Source organism: Candidatus Pantoea rara, assembly GCF_051136265.1.
GTDB classification, from domain to species: domain Bacteria; phylum Pseudomonadota; class Gammaproteobacteria; order Enterobacterales; family Enterobacteriaceae; genus Pantoea; species Pantoea rara.
Genome location: NZ_CP194942.1, coordinates 327,063 through 349,494, shown reverse-complemented (window position 1 = coordinate 349,494; position 22,432 = coordinate 327,063). Strand labels below are relative to the sequence as shown.

General features: G+C 55.6%; 24 protein-coding genes. 6 read left to right on the top strand and 18 right to left on the bottom strand.

The genetic code is table 11. The features are described from left to right. Positions 1–58 precede the first annotated feature (58 nt). The 3 genes from ACR8BF_RS01615 to ACR8BF_RS01605 all read left to right on the top strand — a co-directional run bounded on the left by ACR8BF_RS01615 (position 59) and on the right by ACR8BF_RS01605 (position 1,573). Entirely contained in the window at positions 59–652 is a 594-nt protein-coding gene (locus ACR8BF_RS01615; protein WP_179898807.1) for a YhgN family NAAT transporter, read from the top strand. Between the two features lie 181 nt (positions 653–833). Further along, positions 834–1,259, top strand: coding sequence for a hypothetical protein (locus ACR8BF_RS01610; protein WP_179898806.1), 426 nt, complete (start codon positions 834–836; stop codon positions 1,257–1,259). Continuing rightward, entirely contained in the window at positions 1,256–1,573 is a 318-nt protein-coding gene (locus tag ACR8BF_RS01605; RefSeq protein WP_179898805.1) for a DUF805 domain-containing protein, read from the top strand. Before ACR8BF_RS01610 ends, ACR8BF_RS01605 begins: the two co-directional genes overlap by 4 nt. Before the next feature lie 24 nt (positions 1,574–1,597). Here the strand turns inward: ACR8BF_RS01605 and gntU are convergent, their stop codons facing one another. The 4 genes from gntU to ACR8BF_RS01585 form a co-directional block, all read right to left on the bottom strand. Then, positions 1,598–2,938 (bottom strand): gluconate transporter, encoded by a 1,341-nt coding sequence (gene gntU, locus ACR8BF_RS01600; protein WP_179898804.1) that lies wholly within the window; start codon positions 2,936–2,938, stop codon positions 1,598–1,600. A gap of 2 nt (positions 2,939–2,940) precedes the next feature. Next, positions 2,941–3,477, bottom strand: a complete 537-nt coding sequence (gene gntK / locus ACR8BF_RS01595; RefSeq protein ID WP_292986963.1) for a gluconokinase — start codon at positions 3,475–3,477, stop codon at positions 2,941–2,943. A gap of 140 nt (positions 3,478–3,617) precedes the next feature. After that, positions 3,618–4,613, bottom strand: coding sequence for a gluconate operon transcriptional repressor GntR (gene gntR / locus ACR8BF_RS01590; RefSeq protein WP_292986965.1), 996 nt, complete (start codon positions 4,611–4,613; stop codon positions 3,618–3,620). Positions 4,614–4,715: 102 nt separating this feature from the next. Continuing rightward, positions 4,716–5,411 (bottom strand): pirin family protein, encoded by a 696-nt coding sequence (locus ACR8BF_RS01585; protein ID WP_434745474.1) that lies wholly within the window; start codon positions 5,409–5,411, stop codon positions 4,716–4,718. 347 nt (positions 5,412–5,758) lie between these two features. Between ACR8BF_RS01585 and ACR8BF_RS01580 the strand changes: the two genes are divergently transcribed. Continuing rightward, positions 5,759–6,253: a GNAT family N-acetyltransferase gene (locus ACR8BF_RS01580; protein WP_179898800.1), complete on the top strand. Its 495-nt coding sequence runs from the start codon at positions 5,759–5,761 to the stop codon at positions 6,251–6,253. Positions 6,254–6,359: 106 nt separating this feature from the next. On the opposite strand, the gene ggt is transcribed toward ACR8BF_RS01580, so the two are convergent. After that, entirely contained in the window at positions 6,360–8,105 is a 1,746-nt protein-coding gene (gene ggt, locus ACR8BF_RS01575) for a gamma-glutamyltransferase (protein ID WP_434745473.1), read from the bottom strand. 212 nt (positions 8,106–8,317) lie between these two features. On the opposite strand from ggt, the gene ACR8BF_RS01570 reads away from it, so the two are divergent. After that, entirely contained in the window at positions 8,318–8,605 is a 288-nt protein-coding gene (locus ACR8BF_RS01570; RefSeq protein ID WP_179898798.1) for a DUF2756 domain-containing protein, read from the top strand. Here ACR8BF_RS01570 and ugpQ read toward each other — a convergent pair. The 10 genes from ugpQ to ACR8BF_RS01520 all read right to left on the bottom strand — a co-directional run bounded on the left by ugpQ (position 8,602) and on the right by ACR8BF_RS01520 (position 18,836). Further along, complete coding sequence (ugpQ, locus tag ACR8BF_RS01565) at positions 8,602–9,345, bottom strand: glycerophosphodiester phosphodiesterase (protein WP_292986972.1); 744 nt, start codon at positions 9,343–9,345, stop codon at positions 8,602–8,604. The genes ACR8BF_RS01570 and ugpQ overlap by 4 nt on opposite strands. Next, positions 9,342–10,415, bottom strand: a complete 1,074-nt coding sequence (locus ACR8BF_RS01560) for a sn-glycerol-3-phosphate import ATP-binding protein UgpC (protein ID WP_136196369.1) — start codon at positions 10,413–10,415, stop codon at positions 9,342–9,344. Before ACR8BF_RS01560 ends, ugpQ begins: the two co-directional genes overlap by 4 nt. A 1-nt stretch (position 10,416) precedes the next feature. Beyond that, entirely contained in the window at positions 10,417–11,262 is an 846-nt protein-coding gene (ugpE, locus tag ACR8BF_RS01555; protein WP_179898795.1) for a sn-glycerol-3-phosphate ABC transporter permease UgpE, read from the bottom strand. Further along, positions 11,259–12,146, bottom strand: coding sequence for a sn-glycerol-3-phosphate ABC transporter permease UgpA (ugpA, locus tag ACR8BF_RS01550; protein WP_179898794.1), 888 nt, complete (start codon positions 12,144–12,146; stop codon positions 11,259–11,261). The genes ugpE and ugpA overlap by 4 nt, the downstream gene beginning before the upstream one ends. Before the next feature lie 55 nt (positions 12,147–12,201). Beyond that, positions 12,202–13,518: a sn-glycerol-3-phosphate ABC transporter substrate-binding protein UgpB gene (gene ugpB / locus ACR8BF_RS01545; RefSeq protein ID WP_434745472.1), complete on the bottom strand. Its 1,317-nt coding sequence runs from the start codon at positions 13,516–13,518 to the stop codon at positions 12,202–12,204. A 400-nt stretch (positions 13,519–13,918) separates the two neighbouring features. Beyond that, entirely contained in the window at positions 13,919–14,632 is a 714-nt protein-coding gene (livF, locus tag ACR8BF_RS01540; RefSeq protein ID WP_008926291.1) for a high-affinity branched-chain amino acid ABC transporter ATP-binding protein LivF, read from the bottom strand. A 1-nt stretch (position 14,633) separates the two neighbouring features. Then, on the bottom strand, positions 14,634–15,398 hold the full coding sequence (gene livG / locus ACR8BF_RS01535; protein ID WP_179898792.1) for a high-affinity branched-chain amino acid ABC transporter ATP-binding protein LivG: 765 nt from the start codon (positions 15,396–15,398) through the stop codon (positions 14,634–14,636). Beyond that, positions 15,395–16,666 carry a high-affinity branched-chain amino acid ABC transporter permease LivM gene (locus ACR8BF_RS01530; protein ID WP_179898791.1) on the bottom strand — a complete coding sequence of 424 codons (1,272 nt, stop codon included), beginning with the start codon at positions 16,664–16,666 and terminating at the stop codon, positions 15,395–15,397. Before ACR8BF_RS01530 ends, livG begins: the two co-directional genes overlap by 4 nt. Continuing rightward, the gene (livH, locus tag ACR8BF_RS01525) at positions 16,663–17,589 is read right to left on the bottom strand and encodes a high-affinity branched-chain amino acid ABC transporter permease LivH (protein WP_009087789.1); all 927 of its coding nucleotides are present in this window, start codon (positions 17,587–17,589) and stop codon (positions 16,663–16,665) included. Before livH ends, ACR8BF_RS01530 begins: the two co-directional genes overlap by 4 nt. Before the next feature lie 134 nt (positions 17,590–17,723). Next, the gene (locus tag ACR8BF_RS01520; RefSeq protein ID WP_179898790.1) at positions 17,724–18,836 is read right to left on the bottom strand and encodes a branched-chain amino acid ABC transporter substrate-binding protein; all 1,113 of its coding nucleotides are present in this window, start codon (positions 18,834–18,836) and stop codon (positions 17,724–17,726) included. 396 nt (positions 18,837–19,232) lie between these two features. On the opposite strand from ACR8BF_RS01520, the gene panM reads away from it, so the two are divergent. Then, positions 19,233–19,628, top strand: a complete 396-nt coding sequence (panM, locus tag ACR8BF_RS01515) for an aspartate 1-decarboxylase autocleavage activator PanM (protein ID WP_292987000.1) — start codon at positions 19,233–19,235, stop codon at positions 19,626–19,628. 60 nt (positions 19,629–19,688) lie between these two features. Here the strand turns inward: panM and rpoH are convergent, their stop codons facing one another. The 3 genes from rpoH to ftsE form a co-directional block, all read right to left on the bottom strand. Next, positions 19,689–20,546, bottom strand: a complete 858-nt coding sequence (gene rpoH, locus ACR8BF_RS01510; RefSeq protein ID WP_003852201.1) for an RNA polymerase sigma factor RpoH — start codon at positions 20,544–20,546, stop codon at positions 19,689–19,691. Between the two features lie 240 nt (positions 20,547–20,786). Beyond that, positions 20,787–21,770: a permease-like cell division protein FtsX gene (gene ftsX / locus ACR8BF_RS01505; RefSeq protein WP_179898788.1), complete on the bottom strand. Its 984-nt coding sequence runs from the start codon at positions 21,768–21,770 to the stop codon at positions 20,787–20,789. Next, positions 21,760–22,428: a cell division ATP-binding protein FtsE gene (gene ftsE / locus ACR8BF_RS01500; RefSeq protein ID WP_003852197.1), complete on the bottom strand. Its 669-nt coding sequence runs from the start codon at positions 22,426–22,428 to the stop codon at positions 21,760–21,762. Before ftsE ends, ftsX begins: the two co-directional genes overlap by 11 nt. Positions 22,429–22,432 lie beyond the last annotated feature (4 nt).

Sequence of the window (22,432 nt, the reverse complement as noted above, 5' to 3'; positions counted from 1 at the left end):
TTTTTCAGCAGCGTAACTAATAACTCTGCTTTTTCGCGAACAACATGGCGCAAAACCGATGACTGAAATGATTTCGGCGACAATATTATTGTTGTTAATTATGGATCCGCTGGGCAATCTGCCGATTTTTATGTCGGTTTTAAAGCATCTGGAGCCGAAACGGCGGCGGGTTGTGCTAATGCGCGAAATGTTGATCGCGCTGATCATCATGCTGCTGTTCCTGTTTACTGGCGAACGCATCCTGGCGTTTTTAAATCTGCGCACCGAAACCGTGTCGATTTCCGGCGGGATTATCCTGTTTCTGATTGCCATCAAGATGATTTTTCCGTCGGCTGAAAGCAGCAGTTCCGGCTTACCGGCGGGTGAAGAGCCCTTCCTGGTACCGCTGGCGATTCCACTGGTCGCCGGGCCATCGCTGCTAGCGACGCTGATGCTGCTGTCACATCAGTATCCGCATCAGATGTCGCATCTGGTCGGCGCACTGTTGATCGCCTGGGGCGTGACGGTTGGCATTCTGCTGATGTCAGGACTGTTCCTGCGTCTGCTGGGTGATAAGGGTGTGAATGCGCTAGAGCGACTGATGGGATTGATACTGATTATGCTGGCCACCCAGATGTTCCTGGATGGCATTCGGGCTTATCTGAAGCTGTAAGTACAATTTTGCCGTTTACCCTGAAAGGCCGGCAGACAGCCACATTAATTCAGCCGTTTTATCAGAGCGTTACGGCATTGAAATGAACAATAGTATTATATAGTTTTGTAAAAAAAGAGATTTCTATGGCGGGCAGTATCGAAAATCAGATGCAGCGTCTGAAAATCTGGAAGGAAACGCAATGAGGTTGTTATTACCCTTTTTTTTCGGCGCGCTCTATCTGATAACAGGTTACTTCTCTCTTCAGGAAGTCCTGCAGTATGCCATCAGCGGCCATTCAGGGGTGATCACAGATATGCGCAGTTATCTGGTTGCTCCACTACTCTGCGCGTTGCTCTGGCTGCTGGTTTATCTGGCAGCCTGGTGGGCGTTCAGAAAAATTGCCTTCCTGTCCGTGGCTAAAGAAACAGCCTTTCAGGCGCTGTTTTTTCTGGCAAATATACTCTGTTTAGCTGGCCTGACCGTACTATCCTTCTCGGGCCAGAAAGCGGCGCTGAATGACGCGCAGCTGATGCAGGTTGACGTCACTGATTTTGCCTGGGTTTACTTAGTTGCCTCCGCCATTACGCTGGTTGTTTTTGCTTTGATAAGAAGAAAATGGGCATGAACAGTCTGCTGCAGATTATCAAAAGCTGTCTGCTGCGCACGTTTAACTATCAAGGGCGTGAAGGAAGGACGCGCTATTTTATTTTCCTGCTGTTCCAGCTGGCCTGGTTCTGCAGTTATCTGCAATGGTTTACCGGGCCACTGCGTGAAATAGGCTTAATCGCGCTGCTGCTGTTTATTTTGCCTGTTTTTTCCTGCGCGGTAAGAAGAATAAATGACGCTGGCTATTCGTCCGGCGTCATTATTCTTTTGATAGTTGCGCCTTATCTGCTGTTCCCTTTTTTACTCTTCCCCCGCTCGCGGGAAAAGACCTGACGGGCATATAACCCGTCGGGTTGGTCAGGAAAGCAGTTCGAAAGCAATCATACCTGTGATAGCCCCGGTAGTACCAAGAATGGTCTCCATCAGCGTCCAGGTCTTCAGCGTTTCCGCTTCGCTGGCCCCGGTGAAACGACCAAACAGCCAGAAACCGGCATCATTCACATGGCTGATAATGATAGAGCCACCGCCGATGCAGATCGACAGTGCCGCCAGCTGGGCACCGCTATAGTGCAGCGGCTCAATCACCGGCATGATTAAGCCCACAGTGGTCAGACAGGCGACCGTGGCCGATCCCTGAATCACCCGCACCGCACCCGACAGAATAAAGCAGGCCAGCGCAATGGGCAGTCCTGCGCCGGTCAGCGCATTACCCAGCACCGGACCGACGCCAGAATCTACCAGTACCTGCTTAAACACCCCGCCCGCACCAATCACCAGCAGGATAATCCCGGCCGGTTGCAGCGCGCTGCCGCACACCTGCATCACCCGCTCTTTATCCATGCCCTGACGGTAAGCCAGGCCATAAATCGCCACCAGCAACGCCAGCAGGATCGCAGTGAAAGGATGGCCGATAAATTCGAGCCACTCGTAAAGCGTGGTGCCTTCGGTTGTAAAGCGTGCGCCGATGGTTTTCAGGCCAACCAGCACCAGTGGAAACAGGATCAGTGAGAGGCTGAAACCAAATGACGGCAGCTTGCTCTCATCAACATCCGGTTGATGATCTTCCGGTGGCGCGCTGAAGGTGACGTGGTTGCCGATAAAGTTGCCGAACAGAGGCCCGGCAATCAGCATGCCGGGGATTGCCGCGCAGAGACCCAGCAGGATCATCCAGCCAAAGTCCGCATGCATCTGCGAGGCCAGCAGCATTGGGGCCGGTCCGGGCAGCAGGAATGCCGCCGACGCCGCAACGCCCGCAAACAGCGGGATCACCAGCTTCACCAGATTGCCGCCGGTTCGCCGCGCCACCGCAAACGCAATGCTGATTAACAGCACCACAGCAACCTCAAAGAAGAGCGGCAGCGCGCAGATCAGACCGGCAATGCCCATCGCATAATGGGCGCGGCTCTGACCAAAGGTTTTCAGCATCCGTATAGCGATCTGATCCACGGCGCCGGTTTCATGCAGGATTTTGCCGAACATTGCGCCCAGCGCGACCACAATGGCGAGGAAGCCGAGCGTACCGCCCATCCCCTTCTGCATCGTTTCAGCGATTTTGTTGAGTGGCATGCCGGAAAACAGGCCGGCACCGATGGAGACTAACATCAGCGCGACGAAGGCGTGCATGCGCGCCTTCATCACCAGAAAAAGCAGCAGCAGGACGGAGCCTGCTGCGGTCAAAACGAGTGTTGCGGTATTCATCTCTAATCCTGGCTGATAGCGTCCTGGATAGTCGCAACCGTAGCCGCCACCACGTCGTCGAGTGAATGCGCGATATCCACGACCAGGACATCCGACTCATCACTGGCCGGCTCTTGCAGCGTGGCAAACTGGGTGACCAGCATCTGCGGCTTAAAGAAGTGCCCTTTACGCGCTTTCAGGCGGGCTTCAATAGTGTCGAAATCGCCTTTCAGGTAGACGAAACGCAGGTTGTCATTTCCCTGACGCAGAATGTCGCGATAACTTTTCTTCAGGGCTGAACAGACAATGATTGAAATCGCCTGAGTGCGCTGCATGGCAAAGGCGGCATCGTTCAGCGCCTGTAACCACGGCTGGCGATCGCTGTCATCCAGCGGATGACCATCGGCCATCTTCAGAATGTTGGCGCGGGGATGAAGAAAATCACCGTCAAGAAAGGCCGTATTGAGCTTGTGAGAAACCTGGTTGGCGACGGCAGACTTTCCGCTGCCTGAAACGCCCATCAGGATAAAGACGTGATGTGACGGGGATTGCGTTGTCATTTTTCTGCTCCGGCAGGTGAGAATTTGCCAATGTTACCGATAACAATGGCGTCTCTCATTCTCCTGGCCGGTTAACAGCCTGGCAACCTTTTTACCAGGAAAAGCACGAAAGTGTGAGCTGACTCATAAAAACAACACAATCAGATGCTGCCACCTTCACTGATCTCAAAACCGACATCCCGCAGCTGATTATCACTGCTTTCACCGGCGATTCGCGCCAGTAATAGTGCTGCCGCTTCACGTCCCATGCGGTCACGTGGTGTCAGCACCGTTGCCAGTTGTGGCGTCACCACCTGGCTGATGTCATGCCCGTGAAAACCAGCAATCGCCATCTGGGTGGGCACCTGCAACCCCTGGCGCTGGCACTCAAACATTGCGCCGACCGCCAGATCGTCATTGGTGCAGAACAGGCTATCCGTTTCAGGATAGAGACGTTGCGCCTCACGCAGCAAATCACCACCAGCGCTGAATGAAGAAGCCTCTTCCATCATCACGCTGCGCGGCGTCAGCCCCGCTTCACACATCGCGATTTCATAACCCTGTTGCTTCTGCAGCGTACGTTCATCAAGACGTGCGCCAAGGTAGACGGTGTGTCGATGGCCTTTGCTGAGGATAGCCCGCGTCATCTGCCGGGCCGCTTCGACGTTATCAAAGCCGACCGCCATATCCAGGCAGGGTGTGACGCTGTCCATCATCTCTATCACCGGAATTCCGGCCACTTCCAGCATACGCAGCGTGCCTGGCGTATGGGTGCGTTCGGTGAGGATCACGCCATCAATGTTCCAGCCCAGCAGCGAGCGCAGTTGCAGCTCCTCTTTTTGTGGGTTGTAGCCAAAGTGGGCGACCAGCGTCTGATAGTTGGCTTCGTCGGTGACAGCTTCGATGCCGCGCAGGACATCGGCAAAAACCTGGTTGGTGAGTGACGGCAGCAGCACGCCGATGGCGCGGCTGGTGGCGTTAGAAAGCATATCGGGGGCGCGATTAGGGATATAACCCAGCTCATCCAGTGCCACTGCAATCTTGTCCCGCAGGGCAACAGAGACCTGCTCAGGATTACGCAGGTAACGGCTGACGGTCATTTTTGTAATGCCGACGCGATCGGCAACGTCCTGTAATACCGGTCTTTTCTTCTTCATCGTAGCGCCTGGGATCGCCCTGAAAGCTAAAGTACGATGAGTCTATCACTTTTCTGTCACAAAATTGCCAACCGGGCGCGACGATGCGCGCCCGTTATCGGCTTAGACCGGTGGCAGATCAAACAGCAGGACTTCTGCAGCCGAGCTGGCTTCAATTGTCAGCGCGCTTTCATCCCAGATCGCCAGGGCATCGCTGGTGGTGATCGCGTTGCCGTTAACGGTCACATCACCTTTAACCACCTGAATCCAGATACGACGTCCTGCATCAATCGCGACGCTTTCCTGCTCACCGGCAGCCAGTACCCAGCGTGATAAGGTCATGTCCTGATAAACTTTCAGCGAACCTTCACGTGCATCCGGGCTTAACACCAGCTGACGCCCTTTAATATCCGGGAAGCGGCGCTGATCGTAACGTGGCTCAATGCCGGCACGCTCAGGAATGATCCAGATCTGATAGAGGTGCAGCGGATCGCTTTCGCTGGCATTGTATTCTGAGTGACGGACGCCGGTGCCGGCGCTCATGATCTGGAACTCCCCTGCCGGGATCTGCTCTTTGTTTCCCATGCTGTCCTGATGCTCAACCGTGCCGGAAAGCACGTAGGTCAGGATTTCCATATCTTTATGGGGATGGGTGCCAAACCCCTGACCGCCATCGATCACATCTTCATTGATGACCCGCAGCGCGGAGAAACCCATAAAGTTCGCATCGTGATAGCTGGCAAAAGAGAAGGTGTGCCAGCTATCCAGCCAGCCATGGTTTGCGTGACCGCGTTCTTCAGCTTTGCGTACATAGATCATGTTCAAATCTCCTCAATGTTTTTTATAGTGTGTCTCTGAGGTGGTTTGATTGATAGCTGAAAAACTTCACCCCTCTGTTCAAAATAGTTGAATGAGTGTGAACCCGTGACTGAAAAGCATTGAAGGAGAGGAGGCAAAAAAAAGCCAGCGGATAAGCTGGCGAAATAATACTGGAAGCAATGTGAGCAATGTCGTGCTTTCTCAGGCTGTCAGGCGACCTCCCGGGAACGCATAGCAATAATAATCATTATCATTCGTATCTGTAAAGCCTTTTCCCTGTTTTTTAGCTTGATTCTCAGGGTGAATACCTTGATGTTTAAAAGGTTTTATCGGCTAAAGGAGAGACCATGAGTGAAATCGTTGTCCGTCACGTCACGCCAGAAGATGCTGCTGCGCTGCACAGGATTTACGGTCAGCCAGATACCCAGGCCAGCACACTCCATCTGCCCCACTCATCACTCCAGATGTGGCATACCCGTCTCGCCACACCTCAGCCCAATGCGCATCTGCTGGTGGCCTGTATTGATGAGGAGGTCGTCGGCCAGTGTGCTTTGCATGTGGAAGATCGCGCCAGACGCCGTCACGTCGCCTCTCTGGGAATGGGTGTGGATGAACGCTACCGGCAGCGAGGCGTCGGCACTGCACTCATGCGTGAAATGGTCATGTTATGCGACAACTGGTTACAGGTGAGCCGGATGGAGCTGACGGTATTCGTCGATAATGGCCCGGCCATCGCCCTTTATCAGCGTTTCGGTTTTGAGATTGAGGGAACGGCTAAAGGCTTCGCATTACGTCACGGTGAACTAATCGACGCGCATTATATGGCGCGGGTTAAAGCCTGACGTGTGGAAGCAGAAAAGACACCGAAGTGCCCTTTCTTCTGATAAATCCTGACAAGGTTTGCTGTCAGTTATCACCTGGGTTTGAGGCTGTCAGCAGTCTCAAATCTCAATAACCCGCACTCAAATCATCAATACTGCGCGGATCGGAAGCGCCATAGAGCATGCCATCCGGCCCGATCATGATGCTCTGCGTACTGCCCATCGACGGCAGTACCTTCACATGCTGACCTTTGGCTTCCAGCAGACGCAGCGTATCCGGACTGAAGCCCTTCTCCACCCGCAGCTGATCCGGCAACCACTGATGATGGAAGCGCGGTGCATTGGTGGCTTCCGCCACGTTCATTCCAAAATCGATGCTGTTAACTACCATCTGAAGCACCGTGGTGATAATGCGGCTACCGCCAGGACTACCAGTTACCAGCCAGGTTTTGCCTCCTTTGGCGATGATAGTCGGCGACATTGATGACAACGGGCGTTTCGCTGGCTGCACCGCATTCGCTTCCCCGCCGACCAGCCCATAGACATTTGGCGTGCCTGGCTTGGCTGAGAAGTCATCCATTTCATTATTCATCAGGATGCCGCTGTTGCCCGCCACAATCCCGCTGCCGAAATAGGTGTTAAGCGTATAGGTTACCGCGACCGCATTGCCCTGCTTATCCACCACCGAGAAATGAGTCGTCTGATTACTTTCATAAGGTTCGAGTTTGCCGGGCTTGATCTCGCTGGAAGGGCGCGCCTTCGCCACATCGATGTGCTGCGCCAGCGATCTGGCATACGCTTTACTGGTCAGCGCCTGCCACGGCACCTTCACGAAATCGGGGTCGCCGAGATACTCCGAGCGATCCGCATAAGCATATTTTTCCGCTTCCGCCATCACCTGCATAGCGTCAGCGCTGCCAAAGCCCATCTTCGCCAGATCAAAGTTCTCCAGGATATTGAGGATCTGCACGATGTGGATACCACCGGATGACGGAGGCGGCATCGAGAAAACTTCATAACCACGGTAAGTCCCGCTGACGGGCTTACGCTCGACCGCACGATAGGCCGCCAGGTCAGCTTTGTTGATCAGACCACCGTGTTGCGCCATCTCTCCGGCGATCTCATCCGCGATTTCACCTTTATAAAAGGCATCCGGTCCCTGACGGGCAATCAGTTGCAGGCTGTGGGCCAGGTTTTTCTGCACCAGCCGATCGCCCTTCTGCCACGGCGTGCCGTCCGGTTTATAGAAGATTGCTTTGCTGTTGGGATGGGTGACCAGTACTTCTTTGCCGTAAGTTTTCAAATCATCCGCCAGCGCATCGTTGACCGGAATACCGTCACGCGCCAGTTTGATCGCCGGTGCCAGCAGAGTGCTCAGCGGCAGAGTGCCATATTTCTGCGCCGCCAGCGCCAGTCCGGCGACGGTACCCGGCGTACCGGAGGCAAGATGTGATGTCAGCGACAGCTTACTGTCGGCATTGCCCTGCTTATCCAGGAACATATCGCGCGACGCATGGCCCGGTGCCATTTCACGGAAATCGATGGCAGTCGCGCGGCCAGACGCGGTGCGCAACAGCATAAAGCCGCCGCCGCCCAGGTTGCCTGCCTGCGGATGGGTCACGGCCAGCGCAAAACCCACAGCGACCGCGGCATCCACCGCATTCCCGCCCTGACGCAGGATCTCAACGCCGACCTGGGTTGCCATCGCATCCACTGATGCCACCATACCGTGCTGCGCTTTTACCGGATGAAAAGTATCACTGTCCACGCCGTAGGAGACCGGCGGAGCCTGAACAGGAGCAGCGTTAGCACCTGCCACCACCGTGAAACTCATCACCAGCGACCAGCTAAGCTGACGCATTGTTTGCTGCATTTTCATCCTGCCACCATCCCGTATTGTTATTTACATTTTTTTATCATTTCTGCAAGTCTCTACAAATACAGCAAAATAATCAGGGTTAAGTCAAATCAGGAATACATCTGAAAGTAAGGTCTGTGATATCGGGTAAACTTATGAGTGCGACCCTGATATCGGTGTGCGCCGTTGTGCACCCAAAACCCTGTCGCGTTAAGGAAGGAGGAGAGATGAAAAAGTGGATAATTGTTTTAGCCGCCCTGCTGCCTTTCGCCAGCCAGGCGAACACGCTGAACAGCACCAACGATCCGAATAAACCTGGCTATAACCCGAGTCAGCAGCGGATGCAGTCGCAGATGCAGACCGGCCAGCAGCAGCAACAGCTCAAGCTGCGCCAGGATCAGCAGCGTCAGACGCAGGACATGCAGCGTAAAATGCAGGAACAGCGGAACAGCGCCCAGCAGCGGGTGATTACCTCGCAGCCGGGCCAGCCGAATCAGAATCAAAACCAGAACTAATGAAAATCGGGGCCAATGATGTCGATGCTGTCGGTACAGATGGCATCGACGCCCCACTTCAGTAACTCCCGCGCCCGATCCGGGCTGTTCACGGTATAAACCAGAATCTTCAGTCCGCCGGCTTTCAGTTCGGCGACCCGCTCTGCGGTCAGCACTTTGTGATTGAGATGGATCGACACGCACCTCAGCGCGGTCGTTTTTTCCTGCCACGCTGGATCCCAGCTGTGCGAAAGCAGGCCACGTGGCAGTTGCGGCTCGACCTGCATCGCCGCTTCCAGCGCGTCAAAAGAGAACGAAGAGAGCAACGGTGCTGTCTGATCCTGCCACAGGATCGCGGCAGCCTGCGCTACGGCACGTCCGGTTTCAGCGTCACTGCCGGTGGTCGGCTTGATCTCGATGTTCGCCATCATCTGATGCTGACGACAGCGTGCCGCCACCTCATCCAGCCGCGCCAGCTTCTCGCCGGTAAATGCATGACCAAACCAGCTGCCCGCATCAAGCTGCGACAGCTTCTCCCACGGCAACTGCCCCGCCACGCCCCAGCCGTTGCTGGTGCGATCCAGCGTATCGTCATGCAACAGGAAGATCTGCGCATCCATTGATAATTTGGCATCAAACTCAATCATCTGATGACCATATTTCGCGCCCGTGTCAATCGCGGCCAGCGTGTTTTCCGGTGCCAGTTTACCGCCGCCACGATGGGCGACGATGCGCGGATAGGGCCAGTGTTGTGTGCTCATTCCAGTCGCTTTCCATGGGTTGAATCAAAGAAGTGTAACGCATCTGATGGCAGATGCAGCCACAGCGTACTGCCAGGCTGCGGCCGTTCGCTGTGCGCTAAGCGTACCACCAGTGGCGTGTCACCGATGCGGCCATGTGCCAGATTATCGGCTCCCAGCATCTCCAGCGTATCGACCCGCAGCGGCACACCACCCTGCTCGCGGCTGCTGAGCTGAATATGCTCTGGCCGGATGCCCAGCACCACCGGCCGGTTGGCCCATTTCGCTTTACTGTCGCTGAGCGGCAGGGCATGCGAGGCATCGAGGTTAAAGCGCGAGCCATCGCTGCTGAACTGCCCTTTCAGCAGGTTCATGGCGGGCGCGCCGATAAACGAGGCCACAAACTGGCTGGCCGGACGTTCATATACGTCGACCGGCGTGCCGAGCTGTTCGACCACGCCTTTGTTCATCACCATCACTCTTTGCGCCAGCGTCATCGCCTCGACCTGATCGTGCGTCACATAGAGGCTGGTAGTCTGCAGGCGGCGGTGCAGCTGTTGCAGCTCCAGACGCATCTGCACACGCAGGCGGGCATCAAGATTCGATAGCGGCTCATCGAACAGAAACACTGCCGGTTCACGCACGATAGCGCGTCCCATCGCCACGCGCTGACGCTGTCCGCCGGAGAGTTCGCGAGGCCGACGCATCAGCAGGTGATCCAGCTCCAGACTGCGGGCCGCATCGAGCACGCGCTGGCGGATCTGCTCTTTGCCCATCCCGCGGATTTTCAGGCCATAGGCCATGTTCTCCTCCACCGACATATGGGGATAGAGCGCATAGTTCTGGAACACCATCGCAATGCCGCGATCTTTCGGCTCTTCCTGGGTGACGCGGCGGTTGTCGATATAGATATCGCCAGAGGTGACGCGCTCCAGTCCGGCCACCATGCGCAGCAGGGTCGATTTTCCGCAGCCAGATGGCCCGACCATCACCATAAACTCGCCTTCATTGATGGTGACGTTCAGCGGCTGAATGATCTGATTTTTGCCATCGTAGGACTTGGTTACTGCCTGAAGGGTTACGCCTGCCATCTTATTTCTCACTCTCAACCAGACCGCGCACAAAGGCACGCTGCATGACTAATACCACCACCAGCGGCGGAATCAGGGTTAATAACATTGCCGCCATCACTTCGTTCCATTGGGTCGGTGATCCGCTGGTGGAGATCATACTTTTGATCCCCGCCACCGCCGTGCCGAGGCTGGCATCATTGATGATCAGCAGTGGCCAGAGATACTGGTTCCAGCCGTAGATAAAAGTGATCACAAACAGCGCCGCCAGATTGGTTTTCGACAGCGGCAGAACGATGTCGATAAAGAAGCGCATTGCGCTGGCACCGTCGATGCGCGCGGCTTCCACCAGCTCATCCGGCAGCGACATAAAGAACTGACGGAACAGGAAAGTTGCGGTCGCCGAGGCCATCAGCGGCAGGGTTAATCCGCTGTAGCTGTCGAGCAGATTAAGGTCGGCTATCACCTGCACCGTGGGGAAGATACGCACCTCAACCGGCAGCATCAGGGTGATGAAAATCAGCCAGAAAAAGAGCGACCGTAGCGGAAAACGGAACCAGACCAGCGCAAACGCCGACAGCATCGATACGGTAATTTTGCCGAAGGTGATACCCAGCGCCATGATCATGCTGTTAAACAGCATCAGGCCAAACGCCGGTCCGCTGCCGTTGACGCCATGCGTCCAGATGCGCGAGATGTTCTCCCACAGGTGCGTGCCGGGCACCAGCGTCATCGGCACCTGATAAACCGCCTCGTTATCCAGCGTCGCCGCCACAAAGGCGACATAGAGCGGAAACAGAATAGTGAGCACGCCCAGCACCAGCACAATGTGGCTGAAGATATCCAGTCCGCGTCGATTCTCAATCATTGGTATTGCACCTTACGTTCAACAAAGCGGAACTGGAGCACCGTCAACCCAATCACCAGCAGCATCAGCACTACCGACTGCGCCGCAGACGAGGAGAGATCCAGCCCGGTAAAGCCTTCGCGATAGATTTTGTAGATAAGCGTGGTGGTCGCCTGCACCGGCCCGCCGCCGGTTGCGGCATCGATCACCGGGAAGGTATCGAAGAAGGCGTAGATCAGGTTCACCACCAGCAGGAAGAAGCTGACCGGCGTAATCAGCGGCAGTGAGAGGTTGAAGAAACGACGTACCGGTCCGGCACCGTCAATCGCGGCGGCTTCCACCAGCGATTTGGGGATAGACTGCAATGCGGCGAAGAAGAACAGGAAGTTGTAGCTCATCTGCTGCCAGATCGATGCCAGCACCACCAGGAACATCGCCTGACCGCTGTTCTGCGCGTAGTTCCAGTTGTAGCCGACGTGGTTCAGCAGGTAGCTGAACAGGCCCAGGCCAGGGTTAAACAGAAACATCCACAGCACCGCAGCTACCACGGGCGCAACGGCGTAGGGCAGCAGCAGCAGGGTCTGATAGAGGCGGCGCAGTCGCACCACATAATCCACCAGCGCTGCCAGCAGTAGCGACAAGACCATGCCGAACACCGTAACCATGCCGCTGAATTTGATGGTGGTCCAGAACGAATCCAGATAGTAAGGATCGGCAAACAGCCGTCTGAAGTTTTCCAGCCCGACAAAGCTGCTGGAGATGCCAAAAGGATCGAGGCTTTGCAGCGAGTACCACAGCGCTTCACCGGCAGGCCAGAGAAAGAAGATAGCGGTAATCAGCAGTTGCGGCAGCACCAGAAGATAGGGCAACAGACTGGTGCGAAAGACCGGACGAGATGAAGACATGGCGTACCTGACGTCAGAAGAGAGGGGCCAGCCTGCGCTGGCCCGCAAGGGGAGATTACTTCACCTGCTGCTGGAAGCGGCGCAGCAGCTCGTTGCCGCGTTTCACTGCGTTATCCATCGCGTTTTGCGGTGATTGTTTGCCGGTCCAGACGCTTTCCAGCTCTTCGTCGATCACGGTACGAATCTGCGGCATGTTGCCCAGACGCATCCCTTTGGTGAACGGCAATGGCGGCTTGTTCATCATCTGGCGGGTGGCGATATCCGCACCCGGATTCTTATCGTAGAAGCCCTGCTGTTTCGTCAGCTCGTAGGCGGCGGTAGTAATCGGCAGATAGCCGGTTTTCTGGTGCCATTCCGCAGCAATTTCCGGTTTAGCCAGGAACTGCATGAACTCGGCCACGCCTTTGTAGGTTGCCGCATCTTTGCCTTTCATCACCCACAGGCTGGCACCGCCGATCAGGGCGTTCTGCGGCGCATCTGGCACGGTGTCGTCATACGGCATCATGCCAACGCCGAAGTTGAATTTGGCATAGTGACGGATATCAGCCAGTGAACCGGATGAGGCGGTGGTGATACCGCAGTCGCCGTTGTAGAACTTAGCGGTGGACTCATCTTTGCGGCCAAAGTAGGTGAAGTCCCCTTTCTTGTTCATCGCTTCCAGCAGTTCGATATGACGAACCAGTACCGGCTTGTTGAACTCCAGCACCGCATCAAGCCCGTCAAATCCGTTGTTTTCAGTCGCGACCGGCAGAGCATGCCAGGCGCTGAAGTTTTCAATCTGGATCCAGCCCTGCCAGCCGCTGGCGTAGCCACAGCTCATGCCCGATTTACGCAGTGCGGCGGCATCCCTCGCCAGCTCCTGCCAGGTTTTAGGCGGCTGGTCCGGGTTCAGACCCGCTTTCTTAAAGGCATCTTTGTTGTAATAGAGTACCGGCGTTGAGCTGTTGAACGGCTGAGAGATCAACTGACCTTTGCTGTCGCTGTAGTAGCCCGCTACCGTTGGCACGAACTGTTTTTCATCGAAAGGAATTCCGGCGTCTTTAAAAACCTGATGCACCGGCACAATCGCTTTTGAGGCCATCATGGTTGCCGTACCGACTTCGTAGACCTGCAGTACGGCAGGCGCCTTGCCGCTACGCACTGCCGCAATCCCTGCTGCCAGGCTCTGCTCGTAGTTACCTTTGTAGGTCGGAACAATTTTGTAATCGGGATGCGTCTCGTTAAAACGCTGTGCCAGCGAATCCACTTCTTTGCCAAGCTCGCCTTCCATGGAGTGCCAGAAAGGGATCTCAGTGGCGGCCATGGCATGGCTGCTGAGCGTCAGACCGAGCAGCGCGCTCATCAGGCTACGACGAAAGGTAACGACGGACATAGAATTTTCCTGTGCAGGTAAATACGCGTGAAATCACGGATTTCTGTTTCGCGAAGTAACATGACACGGGGAAATGACGGATTAATAACAACCAGATGACAGCCAGATGACAGGCGAAAGAGAGGAAAAGAGGATGCAGACAGCGCGGCGGCAAAACGCCCACGCGGCCCGTTTTTAGTTACATAAATGGCAGAGCGATCAGGAAGTGAAAACGTGCGATGCGGGTTTACACTTCACTCAAACGCTAATTGCGGCTCCACCAACACCGATATTTAAGGCCGTCGGCGGCGCAGGCAGGTTGCGGGCGGACAGCGCGCAGCCACCGGAGCGTACACATAGTACGTGAGGATGGCGAGCACTGCCCAACCCGAACCTGGCAAGTAAGCCAGGCCGTGCCCCATCAGGCTCCGAGGTACGCGCTGCGGACGGCTTCGTTGGAGAGTAGCGCTGCACCGGTGTCTTCAAGCACCACATGCCCGTTCTCCAGCACATAGCCCCGATCCGCCAGCTTCAGCGCCTGATTCGCATTCTGCTCTACCAGGAAAATCGTCATCCCCTCGCTGCGCAGCTGCTCAATGGTATCGAAAATCTGCTGAATGATGATCGGTGCCAGTCCCAGCGACGGTTCATCCAGCAGCAGCAGGCGCGGCTGGCTCATCAGCGCACGGCCAATCGCCAGCATCTGCTGTTCGCCACCTGACATGGTTCCGGCGCGCTGGATTTTACGCTCTTCCAGACGCGGAAAAAGTTCATATACGCGCTTAATCCGCGTCAGATAGTCCGGTCGGCTGGCAAAAAAGCCGCCCATCGCCAGGTTCTCTTCCACCGTCATACGCGAGAATACCCGCCGTCCCTCTGGCACGATGGCAATCGCTTCACGCATGATGCGCGCCGTTTGCCAGTCGGTAATGGCTTTGCCATCAAAGGTAATGGTGCCCTGGGTCGCGCGCGGCTCGCCGCAGAGCGTGCCCAGCAGCGTGGTTTTTCCGGCTCCGTTAGCGCCAATCAGGGTAACGATTTCGCCCTGATTGATATAGAGGCTGACGTTGTGCAGCGCCTGAATTTTGCCGTAGTGGGCACTGACGTTCTCAATGGTTAACATCGCATTTGCCATCTCAGGCCTCTCCTAAATAGGCACGAATGACATCCGGGTTATTACGAATCTCCTCCGGCGTTCCGTTAGCCAGCGGCGTTCCCTGATTGACCACGTATATACGATCAGAAATGCCCATCACCAGCTTCATATCATGTTCAATCAGCAGCACCGACACCTTGTGTTCACCACGCAGTTCCGCAATCAGCGCGTCCAGCTCGTGCGTCTCTTTGGGATTAAGGCCCGCCGCCGGTTCATCCAGCATCAGGATCTCCGGGCGCGTCACCATGCAGCGCGCAATCTCCAGCCGACGCTGCTGACCATAGGCCAGATTGCCTGCCTGCCGGTTAGCCAGATCCAGCAGACCGACCCGCTCCAGCCAGGTCGCCGCACGATCCAGCGCCTCGCTCTCACTGCGGCGAAACGCCGGCGTTTTCAGTAAACCGGAAAAGACACCACTTTTCAGGTGCTGATGCTGCGCCACCAGCAGGTTCTCAATCACTGTCATCTCACGGAACAGACGCACGTGCTGGAAAGTGCGCACGATGCCCATCCGCGCAATCTTCTGGCCCGGCAAGCCTTCCAGATGCTGCTCACGTAACTTAATCGTGCCGCCGGTGGGCTTGTAAAAGCCGGTCAGGCAGTTGAACACGGTGGTTTTACCAGCACCGTTGGGGCCAATCAGCGAAACGATCTCCTGCGGACGCAGCTCAAGCGCCACATTGTTCACGGCTAACAGACCGCCGAAGCGCATCATCAGGCCTTCAACGGCTAATAAAGGCTTCATGCCTGCTCTCCTTTTTTAGCGGTTCTGAGCTTCAGATGCGGACGCTTCATTGGCAACAATCCCTGCGGACGCCAGATCATCATCAGCACCATCAGACCACCCAGCACCAGCATGCTGTACTCATTAAGATCGCGCATCAGCTCGCGTGACACCACCAGCAGAATGGCCGCCAGAATCACCGCAAATTGCGAGCCCATCCCGCCCAGAACCACAATCGCCAGTACAAAGGCGGATTCGACAAAGGTAAAGGATTCCGGGCTGACAAAGCCCTGACGCGCCGCGAAGAGGCTGCCGGCAAAGCCAGCAAACGCGGCACTGATGGTAAAGGCAGTCAGCTTAATGCGGGTCGGGCTAAGGCCCAGTGAACGGCAGGCAATCTCATCTTCGCGCAGCGCTTCCCAGGCCCGGCCCAGCGGCATACGCAGCAGCCGGTTAATCACGAACAGGGTCAGCACCACCAGCAGCAGCGCCACCAGGTAGAGAAAGATAATGCGGTCGCTGGGATCATACTTCAGCCCAAAGAAGTTGTGGAAGGTATCCCAGCCGCCTTCACGTGGCGTACGGCCAAACTCCAGACCAAACAGCGTCGGTTTCGGGATCTGGCTGATGCCATTCGGTCCGCCGGTCAGGGCAGTGTTGTTCAGCAGCAGAATACGCACGATTTCACCGAAGCCCAGTGTCACAATCGCCAGGTAGTCACCGCGCAGTCGCAGTACCGGGAAGCCCAGCAGCAGACCAAACAGTGCGGCTACCATGCCGGAAAGCGGCAGGCACTGCCAGAAACCGAGACCGTAATAGTGGTTCAGCAGCGCAAAGGTGTAAGCACCAATGGCATAGAAGCCGCCATAACCCAGCACCAGCAGGCCAGAGAGTCCGACGACGACGTTTAAGCCCAGACCGAGCATCACGTAGATCAGCGTCATAGTGGCGATATCGACGGTGCCGCGTGATACCAGGAATGGCCAGGCAATCGCGGCGATAATCATCACCGCCATCACCAGCTTCTGCTTCGGCGTCGAACCATCCAGACCCGGTAACACCAGCGCCGGGCCGGAAATTTTCTTCAGGCCGCTTTGCCATACCGGGCGAAGCAGCTGGAACAGGAACACCACCGCACAGCCTGCAGCGATCCAGTTCCAGCGCACACTACCGGCGTTCTGAACCACCAGATTGGTGCCGTCCAGATTCAGGCGTAGCCCCATAAAGAAGGTGGCGAGCACCAGCAACATCACTGAGGAGATCAGGGCGTTGATAAAGGAAGTCTTCATACTTTTTCGACCTCCGGGCGACCCAGAATCCCGGTTGGCATCACCAGCAGCACCACAATCAGCAGGGCAAACGAGACCACATCTTTATATTCTGTGCTGAGATACGCCGAAGTCAGCGCTTCAGCAATGCCCAGCACCAGGCCGCCAATCATCGCACCCGGAATACTGCCAATCCCGCCCAGCACGGCGGCGGTGAAGGCTTTCATGCCCGCCATAAAGCCGATGAAGGGGTTGATCGAACCATAGAACTGGCCCAGCAGCACGCCTGCGACCGCCGCCATCGCGGCACCGATCACAAAGGTCAGCGAGATCACACGGTCGGTGTTTATTCCCAGCAGGCTGGCCATTTTCAGATCTTCAGCGCAGGCGCGACAGGCGCGTCCCATGCGGGAATAGCGGATAAAGGTGGTCAGCGCCAGCATCGCCAGGAACGTCACCACCCAGATCACAATCTGCATGGTGGAGATAGTGGCGGCAAAACCGTTGCTCTCGCCTACCGTCCACTGTCCGGTGATCAGGCTCGGCAGCGCCAGGTCGCGTGAGCCCTGCGTCAGGCTGACGTAGTTTTGCAGGAATATCGACATCCCGATGGCGGAGATCAGCGCAATCAGGCGCTTGGATGAACGCACAGGCCGGTAGGCGACGCGCTCAATGCTCCAGCCATAGGCGCTGGAGATAATGACGGCCATCACAAAGCCGGCTGCAATCATCAGCCAGGTGGTGTCGATGCCCATCATCATCAGGGCAGCAATGACGATAAAGGAGACGTAGCTACCGATCATGTAGACCTCGCCGTGGGCGAAGTTGATCATGCCGATAATGCCGTAAACCATGGTGTAACCGATGGCGATCAGCGCGTAGGTGCTACCCAGGGTCACACCGTTAAACATCTGCTGAATAAAATAGAGGAACTGCTCGGACATACCTTGACCCTTACTTAACCGATCGCAGGCGAACGGGGTACAAAAAACGCCTGGCAGACGAGCACCAGGCGTTCGTGTCGCTGGTGAGAGGAAACCGGTTATTCGGCTTCCTGCTCACCACAAAACAGCCTGGTTTACTTCACTGCGGTCGAGGTGCCATCGGCATGCCATTTGAAGACGCCGAATTCAAAGCCCTTGAGATCGCCCTTCTCATCCCAGTTCAGGTTGCCCATCACGGTTGGCACCGCAGCGCCCTCCTTGAGGTTTTTCACGATAGCGTCCGGCTCAGTGCTTTTGCTGCGCTCCATACCGGTTGCCAGCGACTGCAGAGCCGCATAGGTAGTCCAGACGAACGGTCCGGTCGGATCCAGTTTCTTCGCTTTCAGCGCGTCAACGATCGGTTTGTTGGTTTCAACCTGGTCGTAGCGTTTCGGCAGGGTCACCAGCATGCCTTCAGAAGCCGCACCGGCGATATTCGACAGCGAGGCGTTACCCACGCCTTCAGGCCCCATAAACTGGGTTTTCAGGCCTGCAGCACGTGCCTGACGCACGATCTGGCCCATTTCCGGGTAGTAGCCGCCGAAATAGACGAAATCGACATTCTCTTTCTTGAAGCGCGCCACCAGGGTAGAGAAATCTTTGTCGCCTGCGGTGATACCTTCAAACATCACAATATTAGCGCCCTGCTTTTTCAGGCTCTCCTGCACGGAGCGCGCCAGGCCTTCGCCATACTGCTGTTTGTCATGAACCACGGCGATGCGCTTAGGCTTAAGCTCGCTCATCACATATTTTGCGGCAGTCGGGCCCTGATCGGAGTCGAGACCGGTGGTGCGCATAATCAGTTTATAGCCACGGGCAGTCAGGTCAGGTGCGGTCGCGGCCGGGGTAATCATCAGCACGCCTTCATCTTCATAGATGTCAGACGCGGGCTGGGTAGAGGAAGAGCAGAGGTGGCCGATCACGTAATGGATACCGTCATTAATCACCTTGTTCGCTACCGCAACCGCCTGTTTCGGGTCACAGGCGTCATCATATTTCACTGCAACCAGCTTGTTACCGTTTACGCCACCTTTGGCATTGATATCTTCAATCGCCTGCGTGGCACCCGCGAACTCCATGTCACCGTACTGTGCCACCGGACCCGACATTGCGCCGACAATTGCCACTTTGATATCTTCAGCCAGCGCCGCATGGCTCATCGCCAGTGCTACACATCCTGCCAGTAATGCGCGACCTTTCATTTTCATCCTGACTACCCCATTTGTTTTGTCGTGTATGTTGTGCGTGCTTGCGTTGCCAGATAAAGCCGAAAACTGATTAAGCATGAAGGAGTTAGCGTACTTTTCTGGCATTTTTTAGTAATAAGGCTTTATTTTTCAGGTTATTAAACAGGAAGTTTATTCTGTAAATCAACTGACATATTCAGAATTGGCTGAGTGAAACAGCATAATACACTGGAGGCAACGGCCGGTTTATGACCACTTTGCCAGCGCGTTGTGCTGGATTGATCGCCTGCTATCCCTGTTTACAACTATTATCCTGGCATCCAGGCCATCTTTTGACCTGTTTTATTGATGAAAATGTGGTGGCACTCTGGTTGTATACTTTCGCTGCACTTTCCCCCTATTACAGAGGTTTTTGTTATGAAGCTCACTATTCAGCGTTTAACCACGCTGACTGCGCAGGACCGCATCGATCTTGGCAAAGTCTGGCCGGATCTGGAGATTGAACAACTGGAACAGAGTATGAGTGAGCGACATCGTCTCTACGCCGCGCGCTTTAACGATCGGCTGCTGGCGGGTTTGCAACTGGAAATCTCGGGGATGCATGGCAAGATTCACCGGCTGACGGTGCGCGATGTCACCCGCCGACGCGGCGTGGGTCAGTATCTGCTTGAAGATACAATCAGGCAGAATGGGTCGATATCAGACTGGTGGATTGCCGATGATGGCAGTGACGATCAGCAGGTGCGGGCAGCGTTCATGCAGGCGTGTGGTTTCAGGGCGCAGAGTGATGGCTGGATACGGGCGGTAGAATAGACAGGTGCAGAAAACAAAAAGGGCGACATCATCTGTCGCCCCTTGAGGTGTTGAAGTGCGTTACGCTTCGATCGCCATACGCAGTTTCTTCATGGCGTTCTTTTCAAGCTGCCGGACACGTTCGGCTGATACACCATACTGATCGGCCAGCTCCTGCAGCGTGGTTTTATTGTCTTCATCCAGCCAGCGGGCGCGAATGATGTGCTGACTACGCTCATCCAGACCTTCCATCGCATAGCTCAGCTTGTCAGCGGCGTGTGCGTCCCAGTTATCCTCTTCAATGCCGTCAGCAAAGTCAGAGGTTTTATCCTGGAGATAAAGCACCGGCGCCATCGAACGGCCTTCGCTGCTCTCGTCGTCAGCAGACATATCAAAGGTCATGTCCTGCGCGGCCATACGCGACTCCATTTCACGTACATCTTTGCTGCTTACGCCCAGCTCACGCGCAACCATCTCGACTTCGTCCTGATTGAACCAGCCCAGACGCTGCTTGGTTTTACGCAGGTTAAAGAACAGCTTACGCTGTGCTTTGGTGGTCGCGACTTTCACGATACGCCAGTTACGCAGCACGTATTCGTGAATCTCCGCTTTAATCCAGTGCACGGCAAATGAAACCAGACGCACGCCCACTTCAGGGTTGAAGCGACGTACCGCTTTCATCAGGCCGATGTTGCCTTCCTGGACCAGGTCAGCCTGTGGCAGACCGTAGCCGGAGTAATTACGAGCGATATGAACTACAAAGCGTAGGTGAGACAGGATCAGCGTCTTTGCTGCTTCCAGATCGCCCTGGTAATGCAGCCGTTCAGCCAACGCTTTTTCCTCTTCAGCCGAGAGCATCGGCCAGGTATTCGCAGCCCGGACGTAAGACTCCAGGTTACCAAGAGGAGCAATAGCTAAAGTTTGCATTTCTTTGGTCATTCAAACCCTCACAAATTTAGTGGAATTGCCGCACATTTCCCTGCGCAGACGATACATTACGTCAACGTCGCGCGAGATCCGAAAGCAATCTGTGCTACTTAGAGTGGTAAAGTTATCCACAAGTTCAATTGTAGCAGTGAATATTTTACACACAGATGACAGGAAGGGAAGAGGGAAAAAATCCTCTGCACCCACCCTCGGCAGCAGAGGACCATTATAACAAAAAAATGTTGCAGGCGTTTACTGCGGCGTAAATCGACGTAAATGTTGTACCGTTGCCAGCCACGCCGCTACCCAGCCGATGATCGCTGAAATCAGTAACAGCAGCAGCGCCTCATCCCAGGAGAAGCCTTCCAGCGAGAAGGTGGTACCAAATACGGTCGCCACACTGGCGACAACAGATTGCAGACGCAGCACCAGCACTTCTGACAGCAGCAATGACAGCACCGCGCCGCTGAAGCCCAGTAGCGCCCCACCGTAAAGGAAAGGACGCAGGATGAAGCCGTCGGTAGCACCAATCAGCTTCTGCACGTTAATGGTGTCGCGTCGGGCAAAGATACTGAGACGGACGCTGTTACCGATCACCAGGAACACCGCCACAATCATCAGCACGCCAATCATTGAGGCGATTTGCCCCACCAGCCCGGTCAGCGCTGCCAGTCTTGCAAACCAGCTGTCATCCATCCGCACTTCATCCACGCCCTGCACTTTGCTCACCCGATCGCGCAGGTTCTGCATGGTGTCTGAATTCTGGAAGTTGAGCTTCGGCGTGATGATGGCTACCGCAGGCAGCGGATTCTGCTCCAGCATATCCATTGCGCCGCCAAAGCCTGACCAGTTGCGGAACTCGTTCAGCGCCTCTTCCCGCGTCAGGTAGTTGACGTTATCCACGCCGTCGACCTGCTTGAGCTGCGCCACCACGTTTTCTGCCGCTGTATCATCCAGCGTTTTGGAGAGATAAACCGTTAACTGTGGAGCCGGATACCACTGTGTGGCCGCCTGGCTGACATTTTTCCACACCATGTAGCAGACGCTGGGCAGCGTCAGTGAAATGGCGATAACCATGACCGTCAGCAGCGTAGCCAGCGGCTGACGCCACATATCAGAAAGCGTGCCGCGCAGTGCATAACGCCACTGCTCCTGCCAGCCGCCCTTCAGCGCTTTACTCTTCGACTGCTGCTTCGCTTTCGGTGCAGCCGGACGTTTAATGCGTTTATTGACCATCGTGGCCTCCGTGCAGACGTCCCTGATTCAGCGTCATCATCCGGTAATTGCGTCGGGCGATCAGGCCGCTGTCATGCGTCGCCATCAGAACGGTGACGCCGACACGGTTAAATTCTTCAAACAGGCGCAGAATGTCTTCTGACAGCGCATCGTCAAGGTTACCGGTCGGTTCATCTGCCAGCAGTACGGCCGGTTTGTTCACCACCGCCCGGGCGATGCCCACACGCTGCTGTTCACCGCCCGAAAGCTGAATCGGATAACTTTTCGCTTTGTCGAGCAGGCCGACTTTATCCAGTGCCGCCGAGACGCGGCGACGGATATCTTCGCCGCTGGCACCGGAAATAATCAGTGGGATAGCCACATTGTCATAAACCGAACGATCCATCAGCAGATGGTGATCCTGGAAAATCATGCCAATCTGACGACGCAGAAAAGGCACCTCACTGTTACGCAGGCGGGAAATGTCATGGCCGCTGAACCAGATTTTTCCAGCACTCGGGCGCTCAATGCCACAAATCAGCTTCAGCAAGGTACTTTTACCGGCACCGGAGTGGCCGGTCAGAAACGCCATTTCGCCAGGACGCAGACGGAAATCTACGCCCTGTAGCGCCTGACGTCCGCCGAGATATGCCTTACTGACCTCTTCAAAGCGAATCATCCTA

Excerpts from the sequence above, each read along its gene's own strand:
- ugpQ (WP_292986972.1), bottom strand. The coding sequence starts at position 9,345 with ATGAGCACACAACACTGGCCCTATCCGCGCATCGTCGCCCATCGTGGC.
- ACR8BF_RS01605 (WP_179898805.1), top strand. The coding sequence starts at position 1,256 with ATGAACAGTCTGCTGCAGATTATCAAAAGCTGTCTGCTGCGCACGTTT.
- livF (WP_008926291.1), bottom strand. The coding sequence starts at position 14,632 with ATGGCAAATGCGATGTTAACCATTGAGAACGTCAGTGCCCACTACGGC.
- ACR8BF_RS01520 (WP_179898790.1), bottom strand. The coding sequence starts at position 18,836 with ATGAAAATGAAAGGTCGCGCATTACTGGCAGGATGTGTAGCACTGGCG.
- ACR8BF_RS01570 (WP_179898798.1), top strand. The coding sequence starts at position 8,318 with ATGAAAAAGTGGATAATTGTTTTAGCCGCCCTGCTGCCTTTCGCCAGC.
- ftsX (WP_179898788.1), bottom strand. The coding sequence starts at position 21,770 with ATGGTCAATAAACGCATTAAACGTCCGGCTGCACCGAAAGCGAAGCAG.
- gntK (WP_292986963.1), bottom strand. The coding sequence starts at position 3,477 with ATGACAACGCAATCCCCGTCACATCACGTCTTTATCCTGATGGGCGTT.
- ACR8BF_RS01580 (WP_179898800.1), top strand. The coding sequence starts at position 5,759 with ATGAGTGAAATCGTTGTCCGTCACGTCACGCCAGAAGATGCTGCTGCG.
- ACR8BF_RS01615 (WP_179898807.1), top strand. The coding sequence starts at position 59 with ATGACTGAAATGATTTCGGCGACAATATTATTGTTGTTAATTATGGAT.
- gntU (WP_179898804.1), bottom strand. The coding sequence starts at position 2,938 with ATGAATACCGCAACACTCGTTTTGACCGCAGCAGGCTCCGTCCTGCTG.
- ACR8BF_RS01530 (WP_179898791.1), bottom strand. The coding sequence starts at position 16,666 with ATGAAGACTTCCTTTATCAACGCCCTGATCTCCTCAGTGATGTTGCTG.
- ggt (WP_434745473.1), bottom strand. The coding sequence starts at position 8,105 with ATGCAGCAAACAATGCGTCAGCTTAGCTGGTCGCTGGTGATGAGTTTC.
- livH (WP_009087789.1), bottom strand. The coding sequence starts at position 17,589 with ATGTCCGAGCAGTTCCTCTATTTTATTCAGCAGATGTTTAACGGTGTG.
- ugpA (WP_179898794.1), bottom strand. The coding sequence starts at position 12,146 with ATGTCTTCATCTCGTCCGGTCTTTCGCACCAGTCTGTTGCCCTATCTT.
- ugpE (WP_179898795.1), bottom strand. The coding sequence starts at position 11,262 with ATGATTGAGAATCGACGCGGACTGGATATCTTCAGCCACATTGTGCTG.
- ugpB (WP_434745472.1), bottom strand. The coding sequence starts at position 13,518 with ATGTCCGTCGTTACCTTTCGTCGTAGCCTGATGAGCGCGCTGCTCGGT.
- ftsE (WP_003852197.1), bottom strand. The coding sequence starts at position 22,428 with ATGATTCGCTTTGAAGAGGTCAGTAAGGCATATCTCGGCGGACGTCAG.
- gntR (WP_292986965.1), bottom strand. The coding sequence starts at position 4,613 with ATGAAGAAGAAAAGACCGGTATTACAGGACGTTGCCGATCGCGTCGGC.
- ACR8BF_RS01560 (WP_136196369.1), bottom strand. The coding sequence starts at position 10,415 with ATGGCAGGCGTAACCCTTCAGGCAGTAACCAAGTCCTACGATGGCAAA.
- panM (WP_292987000.1), top strand. The coding sequence starts at position 19,233 with ATGAAGCTCACTATTCAGCGTTTAACCACGCTGACTGCGCAGGACCGC.
- rpoH (WP_003852201.1), bottom strand. The coding sequence starts at position 20,546 with ATGACCAAAGAAATGCAAACTTTAGCTATTGCTCCTCTTGGTAACCTG.
- livG (WP_179898792.1), bottom strand. The coding sequence starts at position 15,398 with ATGAAGCCTTTATTAGCCGTTGAAGGCCTGATGATGCGCTTCGGCGGT.
- ACR8BF_RS01610 (WP_179898806.1), top strand. The coding sequence starts at position 834 with ATGAGGTTGTTATTACCCTTTTTTTTCGGCGCGCTCTATCTGATAACA.
- ACR8BF_RS01585 (WP_434745474.1), bottom strand. The coding sequence starts at position 5,411 with ATGATCTATGTACGCAAAGCTGAAGAACGCGGTCACGCAAACCATGGC.